This window comes from Alishewanella jeotgali KCTC 22429 (genome assembly GCF_000245735.1).
GTDB classification, from domain to species: Bacteria; Pseudomonadota; Gammaproteobacteria; order Enterobacterales; family Alteromonadaceae; genus Alishewanella; species Alishewanella jeotgali.
Genome location: NZ_AHTH01000005.1, coordinates 402,216 through 418,806 on the forward strand (window position 1 = coordinate 402,216; position 16,591 = coordinate 418,806).

Here is a 16,591-nt window from a genome sequence, read left to right on the forward strand (position 1 = left end):
CACTAACCCGTGTTTCAGCAAGAACTATTCCAGTCTGTTAGTGAGCTGTACTAAGTGCTGAAAATTACAGCGTTAGTGACGCACCTCTGGTGGGATTGGCAACTCTTTAGCCAGTGCTTTCGGCCTGCTCCCCTTGCCTTTGCGATAAAGGTTAAGCTGATAAACATAAGCCAGTACCTGCGCTACTGCGGCGAACAATTGTTCCGGGATTGGATGATCAAGCTTGGTAGTGTAATAAATTGAGCGCGCCAGTGCCGGTGATTCAATCACCGGGATCTTATGCTCTCTGGCAATATTACGGATATGCATCGCAACCTCATCCACGCCCTTCGCAACCACGGCCGGCGCGCGGAACTTGCCTTGATCATATTTCAGCGCCACCGCATAGTGCGTTGGGTTGGTGACGATAACATCCGCGGTAGGTACCTGTTGCATCATCCGCTTCATCGACATCTGCATCTGGGTGCGGCGGATCCGGGCTTTGATTTCCGGGCTACCCTCAGTATTTTTGTGCTCGTCTTTGATTTCCTGCAACGACATTTTCAACTGCTCGGTGTGATGCCACTTTTGATAGGGTGCGTCGACCAGCGCTATTACTGAAATACTGGCACACAACCCTAAAAACAACCAGCCAAGAAAATAGAGTGCCGATTCGATATTATTTGGCTCACTCATTAGCGACAACGCCATAATATCCATAAAGAACAGCTTTAGTAGCAAATAGGCAATGCCGACCACTACCGCTACTTTTAGAATGCTTTTGCCAAGCTCCATTAATGCCTGTAAACCAAACATCCGCTTGAACCCCTGGAGCGGGCTCATTTTGCTGGCTTTCGGTGCTGCGGCTTCCCAACTAAAGTTATAACCACCTAACAGAATATTGCCGATAAAGGCCGCAATCAGGATCAGTAAAAAAATGCCGGCCAAGGGTGCCGCCAGCTCTCTGCCGGCGTCCCCCCAGGCGGTAAACATACTGTTGGTTTCAAAGATATCTTTTTGGTCTAAGCGCATCAGCCGTTGGCCGATGTTTAACATCGCCATCGCTAACATCTTGCCAAAAATCAGTAAGGCAGCGGCGCTGCCAATTAAAACAAAAGCCGTGCCAAGGTCTTTTGAGCGGGCGATCTGGCCCTTTTTCGCTGCGTCTTGCAGCTTCTTGGGCGTGGGCTGTTCGGTTTTTTCGGCGCTGGAATCTTCTGCCACGTCAGCCTCCTAACAGCCAATCAGCCGGCAGCTATAGTCAATGACATGCTCCCACTGCTTTTCGTAATGAAATAGGAAGGTATCCAGCGTCAGCCACAAAATCAGTAATCCGGCTAGCATGGTGATTGGAAAACCAATCGAGAAAATATTTAACTGCGGTGCGGCACGGGTCATAATACCAAAGGACAGATTCACCACCAGCATGGCAACAATAGGTGCCAGTGCGATAGCCAGGGCGGTAGCAAACATCCAGCCACCGAATTCGATAATGGTCCAGTAACTGGTTACGTCCCACCATTGACCATTGATCGGCAGCGTCTCAAAACTGAATACCAGCATTTGGATCATAATCAGGTGGCCGTTAAAGACAAAGAACAGCAAGGTAGCCAGGATCAGATAAAACTGACCAATAGCTGGCACCGAAATCCCGCTGGCCGGATCTGCCATCGAAGCAAAAGCTAAACCAGTTTGGGTTGCCAATAACTGCCCCGCTAAAATAAAAGTATTGATAAACATCAGCGAGATAAAGCCCAGTGCAAAGCCGATGGTCAGCTGCAGCAATACCTCCAGTAACATCGCAAATGAAATGAGATCAGGATAGATAGTTTTCGGCAGCATCGGCATCATCACTAAGGTGATCAATACCACCAGCGCGGTTTTGATCCGGGTTGGAATAGTGCGCACGCCCAAACCAGCCATAATCATCAGCATGCCGGAGACCCGACACAGCGGCAGTAAAAAATCCGCTATGGTCTGCATCAGGGTTGCCATCAGAATTTCCATTGGCTGACCTAACCGACAACCTGCGGAATGCTTTGATACAGCTCAGTGGTGTAATCCATAATTACCCGCACTAACCAATGACCGCCAAAGATTAACGCCAACAGCGTAACGATTAACCGCGGTAAAAAGCTCAGCGTTTGTTCGTTAATCGAGGTCGCAGCCTGAAATACCGCCACGATCAGACCAACAAAGAGTGATGGCAGAATAATGGCACTTACCAGCAGGATCACGATAAATAACGAGTCCCGCAACACATCAACAAAGGTTTCCGGACTCATGTGCCAACTCCATAACTGGTCGCCAGGGTGCCCATCACCAGGATCCAGCCGTCAACCAGTACAAACATCATCAGTTTAAACGGCAACGAGATAATCATTGGCGATAGCATCATCATACCCATCGCCATCAGTACGCTCGCCACCACCAAATCAATAATCAGAAATGGGATAAATAACATAAAACCAATCTGAAACGCCGTTTTCAGCTCGCTGGTGACAAAGGCGGGTACCACCACGGTCATCGGGTAGTCCTGCGGATTTTCCGCAACCTCTAAACCGGCGATCTGAGCAAAGGTATCCAGATCTCTTACCCGGGTCTGATGCAGCATAAAGGCTTTTAACGGCACTATGGCTGCATCCAGTGCCTGCACCGGGTTTAGGGTTTCTTCCAGATAAGGTTGAATCGCCTGTTCATTAATAGATTTAAACACCGGCGCCATGATAAAGAACGTCAGAAATAGCGTGATACCAATTAGCACCTGGTTGGAAGGGGTTTGTTGTAAGCCTATCGCCTGACGCAGAATAGCCAGCACCACTATGATGCGGGTAAAGCTGGTCATCATAATGACCATCGCCGGAATAAAGCTCAGCGCCGTCATAATGGCCAGCACCTGCAGCGTCACGCTGTAGGACTGAGAACCATCAGGATTAGTCGTGACCGTAACGGCCGATAAGGTGCCGTTATCGGCCAGCAGTTGTGGGCTTAACAGCACCAGCAACAGAATAAACAACACTCGCAGCATGCCAACTTCTATTTTTTCAGGAATGACTGCAGCTGTGTATGAAAATCTGATGCCAACTTTTCTTCAGGAAGTGGATTTTCTAATTCAAAGAGGAAATTAACACTATGTGGGGTGACACCAATTACTCGCTGTTTCCCTTGTATTTCAATAACTAATATACGCTCTCGCTGTCCAAGAGGCATAGCAGTTACGACCTTAATATGCCGGCCACCCGGCAGGCGAAGCGTCAATTTCTTGAAAAGCCAGCCAAGCCCAAGCACTAAAAATATCACCAGTGCCAAAGAAATGACGATTTTTCCAAGTGCCATAGCGCTACTGGGCTCGGTTGCCGCCCTTGGTACTGCCTCACGACCGGCTGGCGCTGCCCGGGCTGCTCTGGCATCTAATGGCGCAGGCGGAGCAAGATCAGTCTCAGCGTCTGCCGGTTTGACTTGCTGCGTTTCAGCTGTGTCCTGCCGCAACTCTGATGACGGGCTAGCAGCGGATACGGCACCGCTCAGACACAACACCAATAATATAACCAGACTGCTTTTCATCAGCGGAGTTTCTTAATCCGTTCAATTTGACTGATCACGTCAGTTAAACGAATACCGAACTTGTCGTTAACGACTACAACCTCGCCGTGTGCAATCAGCGTACCGTTAACCAGGACATCCAGCGGTTCACCAGCGATCCGATCAAGCTCTACCACTGATCCCTGATTAAGCTGCAACAGATTACGAATGCTGATCTTGGCCCGACCGACTTCCATCGAAATCGTTACCGGGATATCCAGAATGGTATCTAGCTTACGCTTATCAACCGACGCGGCCTTATCATCCTGTAGTTCTTCTAACTCTACCGATCTGGCACCGCCTTCAGCTTCAGCCATGGCAGCTGCCCATTCGTCCATCGTATCCTGCTCATTCGCCATTTTTCGTTACCTTCTTTCCCGCTCGCCGAAATTTAAATCGGCTTCTAATTCTGAAATATCTGCATCGTTGTCTAACCGACGCCCGCCTTTGGTGAAGACCTGGAGCTCTGATTTCACGGATTCTGGCCGCTTAATTTTTTCGATAATTTTTAATGCCACATTATCGCGTGACCGCCCAACCTTAGCCCGGAATGTCGGCAACTCCTCTACCAGGACTGTAACATGCTCAGGGATATCAACCGGGATAATGTCACCTGCCTTGAGGTTCATAATTTCACGCAGCGTCAAATCAACGTCCAGCATCCTGGTGCTGAGGTCGACTTTAACATCCATGATTTCGTCACGTAATGCTTTAGACCAACGTAAATCGGTATCTTCTTTATCACTTTGCACACCGGCGTCCAGCAACTCCCGGATCGGCTCGAGCATTGAATAAGGCAAAGCAATATGAAAATCACCACCACCGCCATCCAATTCGATATGAAATGAACTGATTACCACAACCTCTGTCGGGCTGACAATATTCGCCATCGCCGGGTTAACCTCGGAGTCCAGATATTCAAAGGACACATCCATAACCGGCGCCCAGGCTTCTTTATAATCCTCGAAAATTAACTTTAGCAGCATCTGAATGATGCGCCGCTCGGTCGGCGTAAACTCCCGACCTTCAATTTTAGCGTGGTAGCGGCCATCACCACCGAAGAAGTTATCCACTAAAATAAACACCAGGCGGGCTTCCATCGTAATCAGGCCTGTGCCTTTCAACGGCCGGAATCGCACCATATTTAAGCTAGTGGGCACAAATAAGGTATGAACATATTCGCCGAATTTGATCATCTGTACGCCGTTTATCGAAACCTCGGCAGTACGACGCATCATGTTAAATAAGCTAATCCGCATGTGGCGGGCAAAACGCTCATTAACCATCTCCAGTGTCGGCATCCGACCGCGAACAATGCGATCCTGCGATGAAAAATCGAACTGGATGGTCCGCGAGCTATCAGTCTGCCCATTGCTATCTGGAATTTCTTCTTCGACTTCATCAACGCCATGTAACAGCGCATCAATTTCATCTTGCGATAATAAATCGGACACGGTTACTCACTCTATTGCATCACAAAACCGGTAAACAGAACTTCAGCGACAACCACAGTGCCAACCACACCAAGCATGGCGTTTTGTAAATCAATCAAGGCTCTGTTCTTCAATTCTTCTTTACCCGTTGTGGTAATTAGTTCGTCCGCACTAGCAGCACTAAAAGTTGCCAGCAGGGTTCCTTCGATTAGCGGGATATGCCGTAGCGCTAACGCTTGGTTCGCATCACCACGCACCATCAGTTGTACTCGGATTTGTACCAAACGGTCACGGTTACTCCCCGCAACATTAAACACAAAGGGTCTTGGCATTTGTATATACAATGCCGTTCCCTGCATAGCCGCCGGCTGGCTCGCCTCCGTTACAGTGCCTCCATCGCTCTGACTGGCTGGTGTTGGTGTTGAACCTGCGAACCAGAAATACGCACCTACAGCACCAAGCAACACCAGTAGCACAACGCCGAGCATCAGTATTTTTTTGCGTTTTGCCGCCTGATCGACTAACTCTAATTCGTTATCAGCCATGTCTGCCTGGCTCTCCTTTTGCTAAACGCCTGTACTGCCAAATATTATGCTCATCAGCTATGAACTTTGTAAATGAAAAGTCCTGCCCCCGCTACATTCTGGTTCTAATATTTCGCTTATGCGTAGTAATCAACCAGTCGCTCACTATGTTTTACATCCAGCTGTTGCCTGGCCGTTACTTCGTCTTCCAAAGTCCCCAAAGGTCCTTCGGCGTTGGCTCTTTGTCGCTGCTCAGCGTCCTGCTGTTGGCGTGATTGTTGTTGTACCTGCCCCTCACCCAACTGAATACCTTGTTGCTGCAACATATCGCGTAATCTGGGCATTTGTTGCTCTAACAATTCTTTTGCTTGCTGCTGCTGCACAATAAACTGTACCGAAGCTTGCTCCTGTTGTAGATTGATCCGGATTTGCATTTGTCCTAGCTCTGCCGGGTCCAGACGTATTTCTGCGACCTGAATATTCTGCCGAACCATTAACTGTACCCGCTCGCGTAGCTGTCCCGCGGCGTCTTGCTGCTGTAAGTTAAGTTGTTTCAGTTTAGCACTCAGCTCGGTTGATGGCGCAATGCTGGCTGCCGGGCGGCTGGATTCGCTGGTAGCAAGGCTTTCCTGTCTGGCCAGCTGGTGTACAAAGCTTTCTGTTTGATTTTGCTGCCCCGCTGTCGGTTGCATCCTAACTTCAAGATTAGTCAGCTGAAAATGACGTTGCTCTGGCTGTTGCTCTTTAGCATCTGAGTTATTTTGCCCGGTACTCCCTGCAGACGGAGCCGTGGCTGCTGCAGCCTCGGTTTTTTGGGCGTTATTATGAGCAACTTGTGAGCTTAGTGTGCCCGTTGCCGCTTGCGAAACGGTCGTTGGCTGACTGAGTTGCGCTCCATTCTCGGCATTCGGTACCACTTTTACGGCGGATTGGGCAGACTGTTCAGCATCGACGAGCGCAGACAAGGTGCCGGCAACGTCACTGCTTGGTTTGGCCTCAGCAGGCTTTACGGCGGTAAAGGCTAAGTTTGCTGTTGAGATATCCTGTTCCACAGTACCATCAACTACTGCAGCAGCAACTGAGGTTTGCTCTCGCAACGTCGCTGTTGGCGTGCCAGATACCGCGCCCTCAGTATCACTCTGCACGGTTGCTGAAGTAACTATTGACTCGGTATCTATTCCCGCTGGCCGGTCTGTTCCGGTCAAATCCGTTACCGGCGTCGATACCGGTTGCGCCGTCATCGCGGGTTGAGTAACGCCAGGCTGCTGCGTGCCACGACCTTCCGATACAGAAGGCTCTGCCAGCGACTCGTTTAGGACTTGCGCTAAGCGATCATCCGCTACAGGTTCGGAGATTGCAACGGACAACGACTGAGGAGGCTGCACAGGTTGCGACATAACGGGCTTTTCCTGTGCTGAAACTTCAGCATTGCTGCTTACTCGCTCGCTCTGTAACAACGCAGCTTGCTGATACCTTGGCTGCGCCACAGCAGAGGGTTCGTTTTGAGTAGTCTGCTGAGCTGTTGCTGGCTGACTCGGCGGAGCGGTGATTTTACCCTTAACATCACGTTGTTCTCCGCGTTCCGCAGTCGTTACTTCAGCCGGCTTGACGGTCGTTACTTCAGCCGGCTTGACGGTCGTTATTGCTTTGTCACTATGCTCAACTGACTCCGGCTCCTGCGTCAAACTGTTGACAGGCACAGCGGGGCGCGCCGCTGTCGTGCCAATCTCCTGCTGAGGCTTGGCGTTATTTGTGCTGTCAGATGTAATAGGATTGACTTGCTCAGCACCCGGCTCAACAACTTGTTCGACTGAGTTGTGGTTCTGTGCTGGCTGCATGTTCAGCGGCAGCTCCGTTGCAGTTGGCAGCTTGCTGGAGTGCAGATGATTGGCTTCCGGGCTAGCCATGGTTGAATATTCAAACTCTGGATCGGGCACTGGCCCCACGCTGTCAACCCGAGGTTCATCCTGAAGTTGATGCCATTTCGCGGCGCCTTGCAGTTTCTTCTCAAGTTGATCACTGGTTTGATTAGCGCGTTGAATCAGACCTAACCAAGTTGCCGCATTATCAGCTAGCACTAGCTTAGCGTCAGTTAATGGCGGCTCTGTTTCGATTTCCGTTACTACCGGCGGCAAACTTTCAATCGGTAACGAGGGGTTGCGTACTGCTGTGGCAGCACCGTCTTGTGATCGAGACTGCGGTTGCAACACGGCCTCCTCTGCGCTGACTTCAGCAGACACTACCTGAGCACTTTCCACTGTGACAGTTTCACGGAGCAGGGCCGCGCTACTGGCCATGGTGGTGGCAATTTCTTGCCGGCGGCTCAGTTCTGGCCGAGCGACCTGCTCATCTGCAAGTAACTGCTGAAACAAACTGGCCTGCTGCCCGCTCGCCTCATCCGTTAGTGTGCGAGCGGCCAACACTTTGTCTGTGCCGCTTAGGCTCTCAGCAGAGCTAAGTAAGAATGTTAGCGGTAAAGCTTGCGTCATCTGCGTGCTGCCTTCTGTCAGATACAGGGATTGATTACCCGATAAGCCTCGTTATATTGACGTATTGCATACAAATTCCGCGCCAACTTGATAAGGTGTTTAGGTATTGGCAACAAAGCAGTAAGCATCATCAGGGCTATTATTTAATTCGTCACCTCGTCCGCCAGCAGGCGCTGGTAAAACCGCTGCCCCGCGTATTCATCCGCCATTTTTTGTTGTTGGCGGTTCTGGAGCAGAAGATCACGCTGTTGTGCCTGCTCCACCAGTTTTTCCAGCGCCTTACGTTTGGTTTGCATTTTCAACCAGCTTTGTCGTCTTTGTTCTGCCGCATTTCGCGATTGTTGTATCACCCGTCCCTGCTGACTCAGTGCTTCGTCGAGTTTGCTGATGAAAGCGACATATTGATTATACTGACGCCCTCCCAGTCCCACCGCCCCCTGCTGCAGGCTTTGCTGAATATATTCTGTGCGGTAGTTGGCCAGTCCCTGATATTTCTGCTCCGCCTGTTGGTATAATTGCTGCGCCTTAATAAACTGCGCCTGCAGTTTTTCTTCCCGCTCTTTTTGTACCTTAATCAGCAAGGCTAGTTTGCTTTGACTCATGTTCTACTCCGTCCTGGCGGGACAAGTTGGCTGAGCGCTGTCAGACAATCGTCATAAGGGACAATTTCTTTCATACCTTGCTGCAAAAACTGATTGATTTTTGGCAGCATATTGATTGCCAGGTCAAGCTGCGGATCGCTACCCCGAACATAAGCACCAATCGCAATCAAGTCCTTACTCTGCTGATAGCTGGCATAAAGCTGTTTAATACTGCGGGCTAAAAGCTGATGCTCGTCACTGGTGACGGCGGGCATAACCCGGCTGATCGATTTTTCAATGTCGACGGCAGGGAAATGCCCGGCATCGGCCAGGCTCCGCGACAACACGATATGGCCATCCAAGATCGCACGCGAGGCATCAGCAATCGGATCCTGTAAGTCATCACCTTCAGAGAGTACAGTGTAAAAAGCAGTGATTGAGCCCTGATTTAACGCACCGTTACCCGCTCGCTCTACCAGTGCTGGTAATTTGGCAAATACTGAAGGGGGATAGCCTTTAGTGGCAGGCGGCTCACCAACCGCAAGAGCTATTTCTCGTTGTGCCTGGGCATAACGGGTAATCGAATCAATAAGCAGCAACACATCCAGACCTTGATCACGAAAATACTCGGCGACTTGCACCGCTGTTTCACAGCCTTTTAAACGCATTAATGGGGAGACATCTGCAGGTGCTGCCACCACCACGGCCCGCGATTTACCTTCCTCACCTAAAATCTCGTCAATAAATTCCTTAACCTCCCGACCCCGCTCCCCAACCAAGCCAACGACGATAACATCTGCAGCAGTACCTCGAGTCATCATACCGAGCAACACACTTTTACCCACGCCAGAACCGGCAAACAACCCCATACGCTGGCCTTTACCGACGGTTAAGATGGCGTTAATAGCCCGCACGCCGACATCCAAAGGTTGTTTAATTGGACGTCGGTGCAGAGGATTAATAGCTTTTCCCTTACCTGTGCCATAGTGGGTAGCGGCAATAGCCCCCTTACCGTCCAGCGGGCGTCCAACGCCATCAATAACCCGGCCTAACAGTGCCATACTCAAAGGAATGCCTTTGTAATGCAGCATGGGGGTGACCTTAGCGCCCGGCACAACGCCCTCGATGTCTTCCTGAGGCATTAAGAACACCCGTTCCTGAGCAAAGCCCACGACTTCAGCCAGAATATTACCGCGTGCACTTTCGACCAAACAGGCTTGACCAATAGCTGCACTGCAGCCGGTGGCTTCCAGCGTTAACCCAACCACCCGGATTAAACGCCCTGACACTGCAGGGCGACTGCTATGAATATATTTATGTTGCTGCTGAACAAATTGCAGCATACCGGAGGTATCAGCCATGCTTACTCACTTCTACACAGCACCTGTTTCAGGCGATGTTAGTCACTGTGCGTTTGCTGATGCAGGAAATGTTCCAAACTGCTGGTCAATCTTTGCGTCAAACTTCTGTCAACGCTGGATTTTTCTGATTCAACCAAACAACCACCCCTTTCCACTGTTGGCTCAGCCCGCAGTTGCCACTGTCGTTGTTGTAGTTCGTCGTCACTAAAATGCTGTCGGATAGTTAATAAATCATCCGGATGTACCTTAATCCGCATTTGGCTGGTTTGCAGAGGTAAGGCCGAAGTAGCTTCCTGCAATGCTTGCAGTATGATCTGAGGATTAGTTTTTACTTCTACCCCTAATACCGCTTGCGCCATCGCGAGCGCCAACTCAGTTAAAGCCTGTTCAACCTGAACGTCTAAACCACGTAGCGGTTGCTGCAGCTGGTCTATTAGTTGCGATAATTGTGCCCGCCTGTCATCAATTTCAGGCTGAGCCGCCGCTATGGCTTGTTTTTTACCTTCGGCCAGTCCTTGGGTGACACCATCTTGTAAGCCTTGTTCTCGCCCCTCAGCATACCCCTTGCTAAAGCCTTCCTCTTTGCCCTCAGCAAACCCCTCATCATAGGCTGCTTGCCGGATCTGCTCTATATCCTCAGCCGTTAAGGGTTTGTATTCGGGCGTATCAGCTATGACAGCTTCGCTGGCTGCCACTGGCGGCCGGCGCAGATTCAGAGCATTAGTCAACCCAGGCTTTAGTTCTGTCTCAGCAGAAAGATCCAGGGTTTTCCAGGCTCGCAGCAACTCTTCAACTTCTGCATCTGGCGAAAAGGGCTTTTTGGAGCGAAAGGCGTCTGTTGTCATGCAAGGGCTCTTTTCAGTATATTTCTATCATGCTACCGGCAGTTTCAGATACCGCTGGCAGACGATACCGGCTGATGCGTTGTATTCAAGAGACATTATAGGAACTCTTCTCCGCCGCCACCACCCAACATAATTTCGCCAGCGTCCGACAAGCGGCGTGCCACAGACAGAATTTCTTTCTGAGCCGTTTCAACCTCGCTCACCCGAACAGGGCCCATGGCCTCCAAATCATCTTGCAACAACTCTGCGGCTCGCTTCGACATATTCTTAAAGATCTTCTCTTTGAGATTCTCATCGGTGCCTTTTAGAGCCTTCATCAGCACGTCCTGCTGTACTTCTCGCAGAATGGTTTGAATACCGCGGTCGTCGACATCAATCAGGTTTTCAAACACAAACATCAGATCCTGGATCTGCTGTGCCATCTCCTCGTCGTGTTCACGGATGGCATCCATCAACTGACCTTCGAGGTTGGTATCCAGGTAGTTCAAAATATCCGCCGCAGCCTTTAAGCCCCCCATCTTCGCTGTTTGCGCGCCAGCCTGACCGGCAAATTGCTTCTCCATAATCTCGTTGAGTTCTTGTAAGGCTGCAGGTTGCACTTCTTCCAGATTGGCAATTCGCATAGTCAGATCGAGCCGCACCTTCTCCGGGAATTGCGATAAAATTTCTGCCGATTGCTCTGGCTCCAGATAAGATAAAACGATGGTTTGGATCTGCGGGTGCTCGTTGCGAATAATATTGGCAACCTGTTTTGAGTCCATCCACTTTAATGAGTCCAGACCGCGGGCACCGCCACCCAAGACAATTTGGTCAATCAGATTCGCGGCTTTTTCTTCACCCAGTGCAGCGGTAAGGGCACGCTTAATAAATTCTTCACTCTGGAAGCCGATAGTACTGAAGTTCTGAATTTGCTCAATAAAACGACGATGTACCGCAGCGATTTTTGCCTGATTTAAGTCGGTCGTTTGTGCCATTGCCAAACCGACTTTTTGCACCTGCTTTGGCTCCAGATGCTTCAGAATTTGCGCGGCATCCTCTTCTGATAAACTCAGTAACAGAATGGCTGCTTTTTCAACACCATCCAGCTTACTGATGTCGAATTCTTTTATGGCTTTATTTTCACTCATCTTCTGCTAACCAATTCTTGACGACCAGAGAGGACAATTCCGGTTCGTTCGCTACCAGCGCCCTTACCGCTCTTAATAAATCTTCGTCACCATGCAAGTCTGGCAACATCAAGGTGCCATCCGGTGCAAAACCGACTGCTTTATCATCAAATGTCGAGGCGGCCATATCGAGATCGTCCCCTAAATCCAACCCTTGAGTTAAGGCATTCTCATCATAGGCTTCACTGGTCTCAGCCGGGTTCATCAATTTCTGCAGCATCGGCTTAACGATGGCCAACAGAATCACAATCACCAATAAAGCACCCATTACTACCTTAACGACCTGCAAGAACCAATCCTGCAGATAAAATGGCTCGACCGTTTCGACATCAACCTGCTCTCGGACAAAGGGCACGGAGATCACCTCGATAGTATCACCACGTTGTACGTCAAAGCCAACGCCACCTTGTAATAAACGGCGGATATTATCCAAATCAGCCTGACTACGCGGTCTGGCAACCTGGCTGCCATCATCAGCCGTTGTCATTTGATAATCGATCGCAACAGAAACACTTAAACGCCGGATAATGCCGCTTTGTTGGCTAGTATGGCTGATGGTGGTATCCAGCTCGAAATTACGGGTTGACTCGCGATGACTACGACCCGGTATTACCGCCTGCGAACTGGCGGTAGTAGCCTGCTCCGGGATTGCTGAAGGCATTGGAGGTTGATTTGATAAAGCACCGGGAATACCACTGCTCCCGCCGCCAACGCTGTTTTCTTCCACTACCATTTCGCTGCGTACCGCAGGCAGATCCGGATTGAAGCGCTTCTGGGTTTGTTCAATTGCAGTGAAGTCCATCACCAGATCAACCTGTGCCGTGTAATTACCTAATCCCAGTACAGGCATTAAAATCGAGTCGACTTTCTGACGGTATTCATCCTCACGACTTCTCTGAATTTCTAACTCGCGGCGGTTGCGAGCGGCAGAGCCATCAATAGAACCTGAGTTGAGTAATCGACCATTCTGATCGGTTACCGTTACCCGGCCCGGAGCCAACCCCTGAACAGCAGAAGCCACTAAGTCAACAATAGCCTCAACTTCACTATCGCGAATTACCCGACCACCGCGCGCGGTAACCAATACTGTTGCTGAGGGTTGTGCTTGTTGGCGGGCAAAAACGTTTTCCTTAGGAATGGCTAGAAGCACTCTGGCGCGGGCGACGCTTTGCAACTCTTCAATGGTACGCGCTAACTGTTGCTCACGGCTATGTTTCAACCGCTCCATTTCCAAACGCTGACTAACGCCAAAACCGCTGTCTTGCAACAAAAACTCGGTTCCCAGCGAAGGTTCTTGTGTCATGCCTGCACGCGATAAACTTAAACGCACGTCCTGCAGTGTGTTTTCGGGTACCAGAATCACATTACCTTCAAGCTTATATTTGAATTTCTGCGCATCCAGATGATCAAGCGTCTGGATTAACTCCTGTGTCGCATAGGTCCCCAGTGGCCGCATTTCCGGCGCCCTGGCCCATAAAATAATCAGAAAGGCTATCGCTAACAAAATGGTTAACGCGACAACCAGAGTCACTTGTCTTAGTAAGTCACCACTGCTGTTAAAAGCGCCAAGAATACCGGGTTTCGCAGCAGGCGCTGCTTCACTCGAAAAATCGGTATTGGTTAAAGCCAGCTCTGTAGATTGATTATCTGCCACAATACTTCTCCTAATGCCCGCCTAACTTAAACCGGCATTGACATAATTTCTTTGTACGCTTCCACTAATTTATTGCGTACCTGCACTGTGGCTTCAAAAGCCAGTGATGATTTTTGCGATGCGATCATGGCTTGCGCCAAGGATACCCGGGGATCGCCCAGCTCAACAGCATTGCGCATCGCACTGGCCTGTTGCTGCAGATCATTAACGTTACCCAGGGCATTTTTGAATAAGGTAGTAAAATCAGACTGGCTACCATTAACCGGCGCGATATCCATGGCGGGTTTAGCTTCTGCCGGTAAGGCTCTGGCCTGGCTGGCCATGCTTTGCATCTGTGCGTATAACGCCTGACCTTTGATTTGCATAAGAGTGCCTGTCAAAAATTTGCTGTTAAGCTGATACAGGCACTAAAGCAAGGGTTATGCCACCTCGATACCGAGATCGCGCATTCTGGCCAACTTATAACGTAAAGTACGGTCACTGATCCCAAGTCTGGCTGCCGCCTCTTTACGTTTATTGTCACAGGCACGCATAGTGGCCAGAATTAGCTTATGTTCCTGTTGGTGGATCTCGCTCTTAAAGTGACTCTCTTCCGCCAACGTTTCGGGATCTTGGCTGGCAGCGCTTGGCACAAAAGGATGGGACTCTAGCAGGATATCGTTCGCCTCAAGTTGGTTGCCACTTTGCAGAATCAGCGCCCGTTGCATCACATTATCCAGCTCACGTACGTTACCCGGCCAGTGATGTGCTAATAAGCGCTGTTTTGCCGCAGCTGTAAAAACCGGGATGCCACGTTCTTGTTGTCGGGCATATTTTGTCAGCAAATGCTCGGCTAATGGCAAGATATCGCCCGGCCGCTCACTTAGCGCTGGCCAGCATAGGGGAAAAACATTTAACCGATAATACAGATCCTCACGTAATACACCTTCACTAACAGCCTGACGCAGCTCGCGATTGCTGGTAGCCAGAATGCGGATATCGAGTTTTATCAGTTTACGAGCGCCAAGGCGTTCGACCTCCCGCTCCTGCAGTACCCGCAGTAGTTTGGCCTGCAGGTTCAGTGGCATCTCTGTTACCTCGTCCAGTAGTAAGGTACCGCCATTAGCTTGTTCAAACTTACCCGGGCAGGCATTCACTGCTCCGGTATAGGCGCCTTTTTCATAACCAAACAGCGTTGCTTCCAACATATTTTCTGGGATCGCTGCACAGTTAATTGCCACAAAGGGCGCGCTACTGCGGCTGGACTGCTGGTGGATATAACGCGCCAACACTTCCTTACCCGAGCCGCTTGGCCCCAGAATCATCACGCTGGCCTCGCTTCGAGCCACTTTTTCTGCCAGTTGTAACAGAGCCAAACTTTTCGGATCGGCGACTACCGGCTGATTAGCTGATGCCGGCACAGTTTTCACATAACGACTGACCATCGAGACAAGCACTTCCGGTGAGAAAGGCTTGCTCAGATAGTCAATAGCGCCCAAACGCATTGCTTCAACCGCATCCTGCACGTTAGCGTAGGCGGTCATTAGCAAAACAGGCAGTTGCGGATAATGCTCATTCAGGGTTTGTAGTAAATTCAAGCCTGACACCGATCCCATCTGCACATCTGATACCACCAACTGCACCTTTTGCGTTTTCAACAGCAACAGCGCCTGCTCGGCACAATCTGCTGCCAGCGGCGAATAGCCAGCCAGTAATAAGGTATCACACAGGGCTTCACGCAGACCGGCATCGTCTTCAACGACTAGCACCACTAAATCAGACATGGCTCGTCTCCTGTTGCTGCTGTTTGGGTTTAATGGCAACTTTGCCTTTCGCATTTTGCGCCATTATTGGCAGAGTAATCGCAAAGCAGGCGCCACTGAGCTGAGCACTTGGCCGCTCGGCAGGCAATAAGTAACGGATCTGCCCCTGGTGACTCTGGATCACTGCTTGTACCACCGCCAGCCCAAGACCACTGCCTCCGGCTTTACGGGTAAAAAAGGGTTCAAAAATATGCGGTAACAACTCAGGTTCAATACCGGGGCCACTGTCGCTTAAAAGCAGAGTGAACTGTTGCGCGTTCTCGCGTTGCAACCCTAAACGGATCTGCGCACCGGGGCCGGTCGCCTGGACGCTGTTTTGTAGCAAATTTAATAGGGCTTCACACAGACTTTGCGGGTTGGCTAGCAACTGAATGTCTTCTTCAACACAACAAAATTGGAGTTCGGCGTTGGAGCTTAACAACATGGCTTCACTGCGCTCAGCAAAGATCGAGAGTAACTGCTGAAGAGACAACGGCTGCACAGCCTGGGCAGTGCCAGAGCGAGCAAACAACAACATGTCGTTTACCTGCTGCTCTAACTCTCGTAAGCGCAACACCAATTTTTGCTGAAATTGCTCGCGCCGTTGCACCGCCAACAGTGGTGTGGATAAATTCTCAGCGTAAAGCATAGCGGAGGCTAAGGGCGTGCGGATTTGATGTGCCAGCGTCGCCATCATTTTACCCAGCGTAGACAGACGCTGCAGATGATTGATCCGCTGCTGTAAAGCACGGGTTTCGGTTAAGTCGGTCAGTACGATCAGCTGGCCGGGGTTTAACGCACTGATCGCAATATGCAGGCGACGTCCGTCTTTTAACGACACTTCCAAACCATCGTCGCTACGTGGCTGAAAACAGCGGTTGATAACAGTTAACCAGCGCTGCCCCAATAAAGGTTCACCCAAGATCGCTAAGGCCACCGGATTCGCTTCCACTACCAAACCTTTAGCATCCAATATAATGACGCCTGAAGGTAAGGCTCGCAGAATTTGCTCAAAACGGAAGATATCGGACATGCAGTGATATAGCTCGGGCTTGATTAATACTAACCGGAGTTATGCAGAGATTATGCCAAAAAAAGCATAACAAAATCAGCCAGCTAGACAGTCAAATAAACGTCAGTAGTAGCACTGACCTGGGGTTCCTGTTACTTTAGTGCATCACTGTAGGGAAAAGAGA

The 16,591-nt window shown here is 50.2% G+C and carries 17 protein-coding genes; all 17 read right to left on the minus strand.

The window, feature by feature from the left end; all coding sequences use genetic code 11:
* Positions 1–72 precede the first annotated feature (72 nt).
* Positions 73–1,203 (minus strand): flagellar biosynthesis protein FlhB, encoded by a 1,131-nt coding sequence (gene flhB, locus AJE_RS03405; RefSeq protein ID WP_008949672.1) that lies wholly within the window; start codon positions 1,201–1,203, stop codon positions 73–75.
* 9 nt (positions 1,204–1,212) lie between these two features.
* Positions 1,213–1,986 carry a flagellar biosynthetic protein FliR gene (gene fliR / locus AJE_RS03410; protein WP_008949673.1) on the minus strand — a complete coding sequence of 258 codons (774 nt, stop codon included), beginning with the start codon at positions 1,984–1,986 and terminating at the stop codon, positions 1,213–1,215.
* 8 nt (positions 1,987–1,994) lie between these two features.
* Positions 1,995–2,264, minus strand: coding sequence for a flagellar biosynthesis protein FliQ (gene fliQ / locus AJE_RS03415; RefSeq protein WP_008949674.1), 270 nt, complete (start codon positions 2,262–2,264; stop codon positions 1,995–1,997).
* Positions 2,261–3,007 carry a flagellar type III secretion system pore protein FliP gene (gene fliP, locus AJE_RS03420; RefSeq protein ID WP_008949675.1) on the minus strand — a complete coding sequence of 249 codons (747 nt, stop codon included), beginning with the start codon at positions 3,005–3,007 and terminating at the stop codon, positions 2,261–2,263. Before fliP ends, fliQ begins: the two co-directional genes overlap by 4 nt.
* Before the next feature lie 8 nt (positions 3,008–3,015).
* A complete protein-coding gene (gene fliO, locus AJE_RS03425; protein WP_008949676.1) occupies positions 3,016–3,543 on the minus strand; it encodes a flagellar biosynthetic protein FliO in 528 nt (175 codons plus the stop codon).
* Positions 3,543–3,920, minus strand: coding sequence for a flagellar motor switch protein FliN (fliN, locus tag AJE_RS03430; protein WP_008949677.1), 378 nt, complete (start codon positions 3,918–3,920; stop codon positions 3,543–3,545). Before fliN ends, fliO begins: the two co-directional genes overlap by 1 nt.
* Positions 3,921–3,926: 6 nt before the next feature.
* Entirely contained in the window at positions 3,927–5,015 is a 1,089-nt protein-coding gene (gene fliM / locus AJE_RS03435) for a flagellar motor switch protein FliM (protein ID WP_008949678.1), read from the minus strand.
* 11 nt (positions 5,016–5,026) lie between these two features.
* Complete coding sequence (gene fliL, locus AJE_RS03440) at positions 5,027–5,539, minus strand: flagellar basal body-associated protein FliL (protein ID WP_008949679.1); 513 nt, start codon at positions 5,537–5,539, stop codon at positions 5,027–5,029.
* A 116-nt stretch (positions 5,540–5,655) separates the two neighbouring features.
* Positions 5,656–8,007 (minus strand): flagellar hook-length control protein FliK, encoded by a 2,352-nt coding sequence (locus AJE_RS18715; protein ID WP_008949680.1) that lies wholly within the window; start codon positions 8,005–8,007, stop codon positions 5,656–5,658.
* 143 nt (positions 8,008–8,150) lie between these two features.
* A complete protein-coding gene (gene fliJ, locus AJE_RS03450) occupies positions 8,151–8,609 on the minus strand; it encodes a flagellar export protein FliJ (protein ID WP_008949681.1) in 459 nt (152 codons plus the stop codon).
* On the minus strand, positions 8,606–9,949 hold the full coding sequence (gene fliI / locus AJE_RS03455; protein WP_008949682.1) for a flagellar protein export ATPase FliI: 1,344 nt from the start codon (positions 9,947–9,949) through the stop codon (positions 8,606–8,608). Before fliI ends, fliJ begins: the two co-directional genes overlap by 4 nt.
* 38 nt (positions 9,950–9,987) lie before the next feature.
* Entirely contained in the window at positions 9,988–10,794 is an 807-nt protein-coding gene (fliH, locus tag AJE_RS03460) for a flagellar assembly protein FliH (protein WP_008949683.1), read from the minus strand.
* Positions 10,795–10,889: 95 nt separating this feature from the next.
* Complete coding sequence (gene fliG / locus AJE_RS03465) at positions 10,890–11,921, minus strand: flagellar motor switch protein FliG (protein ID WP_008949684.1); 1,032 nt, start codon at positions 11,919–11,921, stop codon at positions 10,890–10,892.
* Entirely contained in the window at positions 11,914–13,617 is a 1,704-nt protein-coding gene (gene fliF / locus AJE_RS03470; protein ID WP_420167166.1) for a flagellar basal-body MS-ring/collar protein FliF, read from the minus strand. Before fliF ends, fliG begins: the two co-directional genes overlap by 8 nt.
* 23 nt (positions 13,618–13,640) lie before the next feature.
* A complete protein-coding gene (fliE, locus tag AJE_RS03475) occupies positions 13,641–13,979 on the minus strand; it encodes a flagellar hook-basal body complex protein FliE (protein ID WP_008949686.1) in 339 nt (112 codons plus the stop codon).
* Between the two features lie 54 nt (positions 13,980–14,033).
* Positions 14,034–15,377 (minus strand): sigma-54-dependent transcriptional regulator, encoded by a 1,344-nt coding sequence (locus tag AJE_RS03480; protein WP_008949687.1) that lies wholly within the window; start codon positions 15,375–15,377, stop codon positions 14,034–14,036.
* Positions 15,370–16,428 carry a sensor histidine kinase gene (locus AJE_RS03485; protein WP_008949688.1) on the minus strand — a complete coding sequence of 353 codons (1,059 nt, stop codon included), beginning with the start codon at positions 16,426–16,428 and terminating at the stop codon, positions 15,370–15,372. The genes AJE_RS03480 and AJE_RS03485 overlap by 8 nt, the downstream gene beginning before the upstream one ends.
* Positions 16,429–16,591: the final 163 nt, after the last annotated feature.

What these genes read in the sequence shown, in the direction of transcription:
- fliG (WP_008949684.1), bottom strand. Translation starts at nt 11,921, where the DNA reads ATGAGTGAAAATAAAGCCATAAAAGAATTCGACATCAGTAAGCTGGAT.
- fliP (WP_008949675.1), bottom strand. Translation starts at nt 3,007, where the DNA reads ATGCTGCGAGTGTTGTTTATTCTGTTGCTGGTGCTGTTAAGCCCACAA.
- fliI (WP_008949682.1), bottom strand. Translation starts at nt 9,949, where the DNA reads ATGGCTGATACCTCCGGTATGCTGCAATTTGTTCAGCAGCAACATAAA.
- AJE_RS03480 (WP_008949687.1), bottom strand. Translation starts at nt 15,377, where the DNA reads ATGTCTGATTTAGTGGTGCTAGTCGTTGAAGACGATGCCGGTCTGCGT.
- fliO (WP_008949676.1), bottom strand. Translation starts at nt 3,543, where the DNA reads ATGAAAAGCAGTCTGGTTATATTATTGGTGTTGTGTCTGAGCGGTGCC.
- fliL (WP_008949679.1), bottom strand. Translation starts at nt 5,539, where the DNA reads ATGGCTGATAACGAATTAGAGTTAGTCGATCAGGCGGCAAAACGCAAA.
- fliE (WP_008949686.1), bottom strand. Translation starts at nt 13,979, where the DNA reads ATGCAAATCAAAGGTCAGGCGTTATACGCACAGATGCAAAGCATGGCC.
- fliN (WP_008949677.1), bottom strand. Translation starts at nt 3,920, where the DNA reads ATGGCGAATGAGCAGGATACGATGGACGAATGGGCAGCTGCCATGGCT.
- fliR (WP_008949673.1), bottom strand. Translation starts at nt 1,986, where the DNA reads ATGGAAATTCTGATGGCAACCCTGATGCAGACCATAGCGGATTTTTTA.
- fliJ (WP_008949681.1), bottom strand. Translation starts at nt 8,609, where the DNA reads ATGAGTCAAAGCAAACTAGCCTTGCTGATTAAGGTACAAAAAGAGCGG.
- fliH (WP_008949683.1), bottom strand. Translation starts at nt 10,794, where the DNA reads ATGACAACAGACGCCTTTCGCTCCAAAAAGCCCTTTTCGCCAGATGCA.
- fliQ (WP_008949674.1), bottom strand. Translation starts at nt 2,264, where the DNA reads ATGAGTCCGGAAACCTTTGTTGATGTGTTGCGGGACTCGTTATTTATC.
- AJE_RS18715 (WP_008949680.1), bottom strand. Translation starts at nt 8,007, where the DNA reads ATGACGCAAGCTTTACCGCTAACATTCTTACTTAGCTCTGCTGAGAGC.
- AJE_RS03485 (WP_008949688.1), bottom strand. Translation starts at nt 16,428, where the DNA reads ATGTCCGATATCTTCCGTTTTGAGCAAATTCTGCGAGCCTTACCTTCA.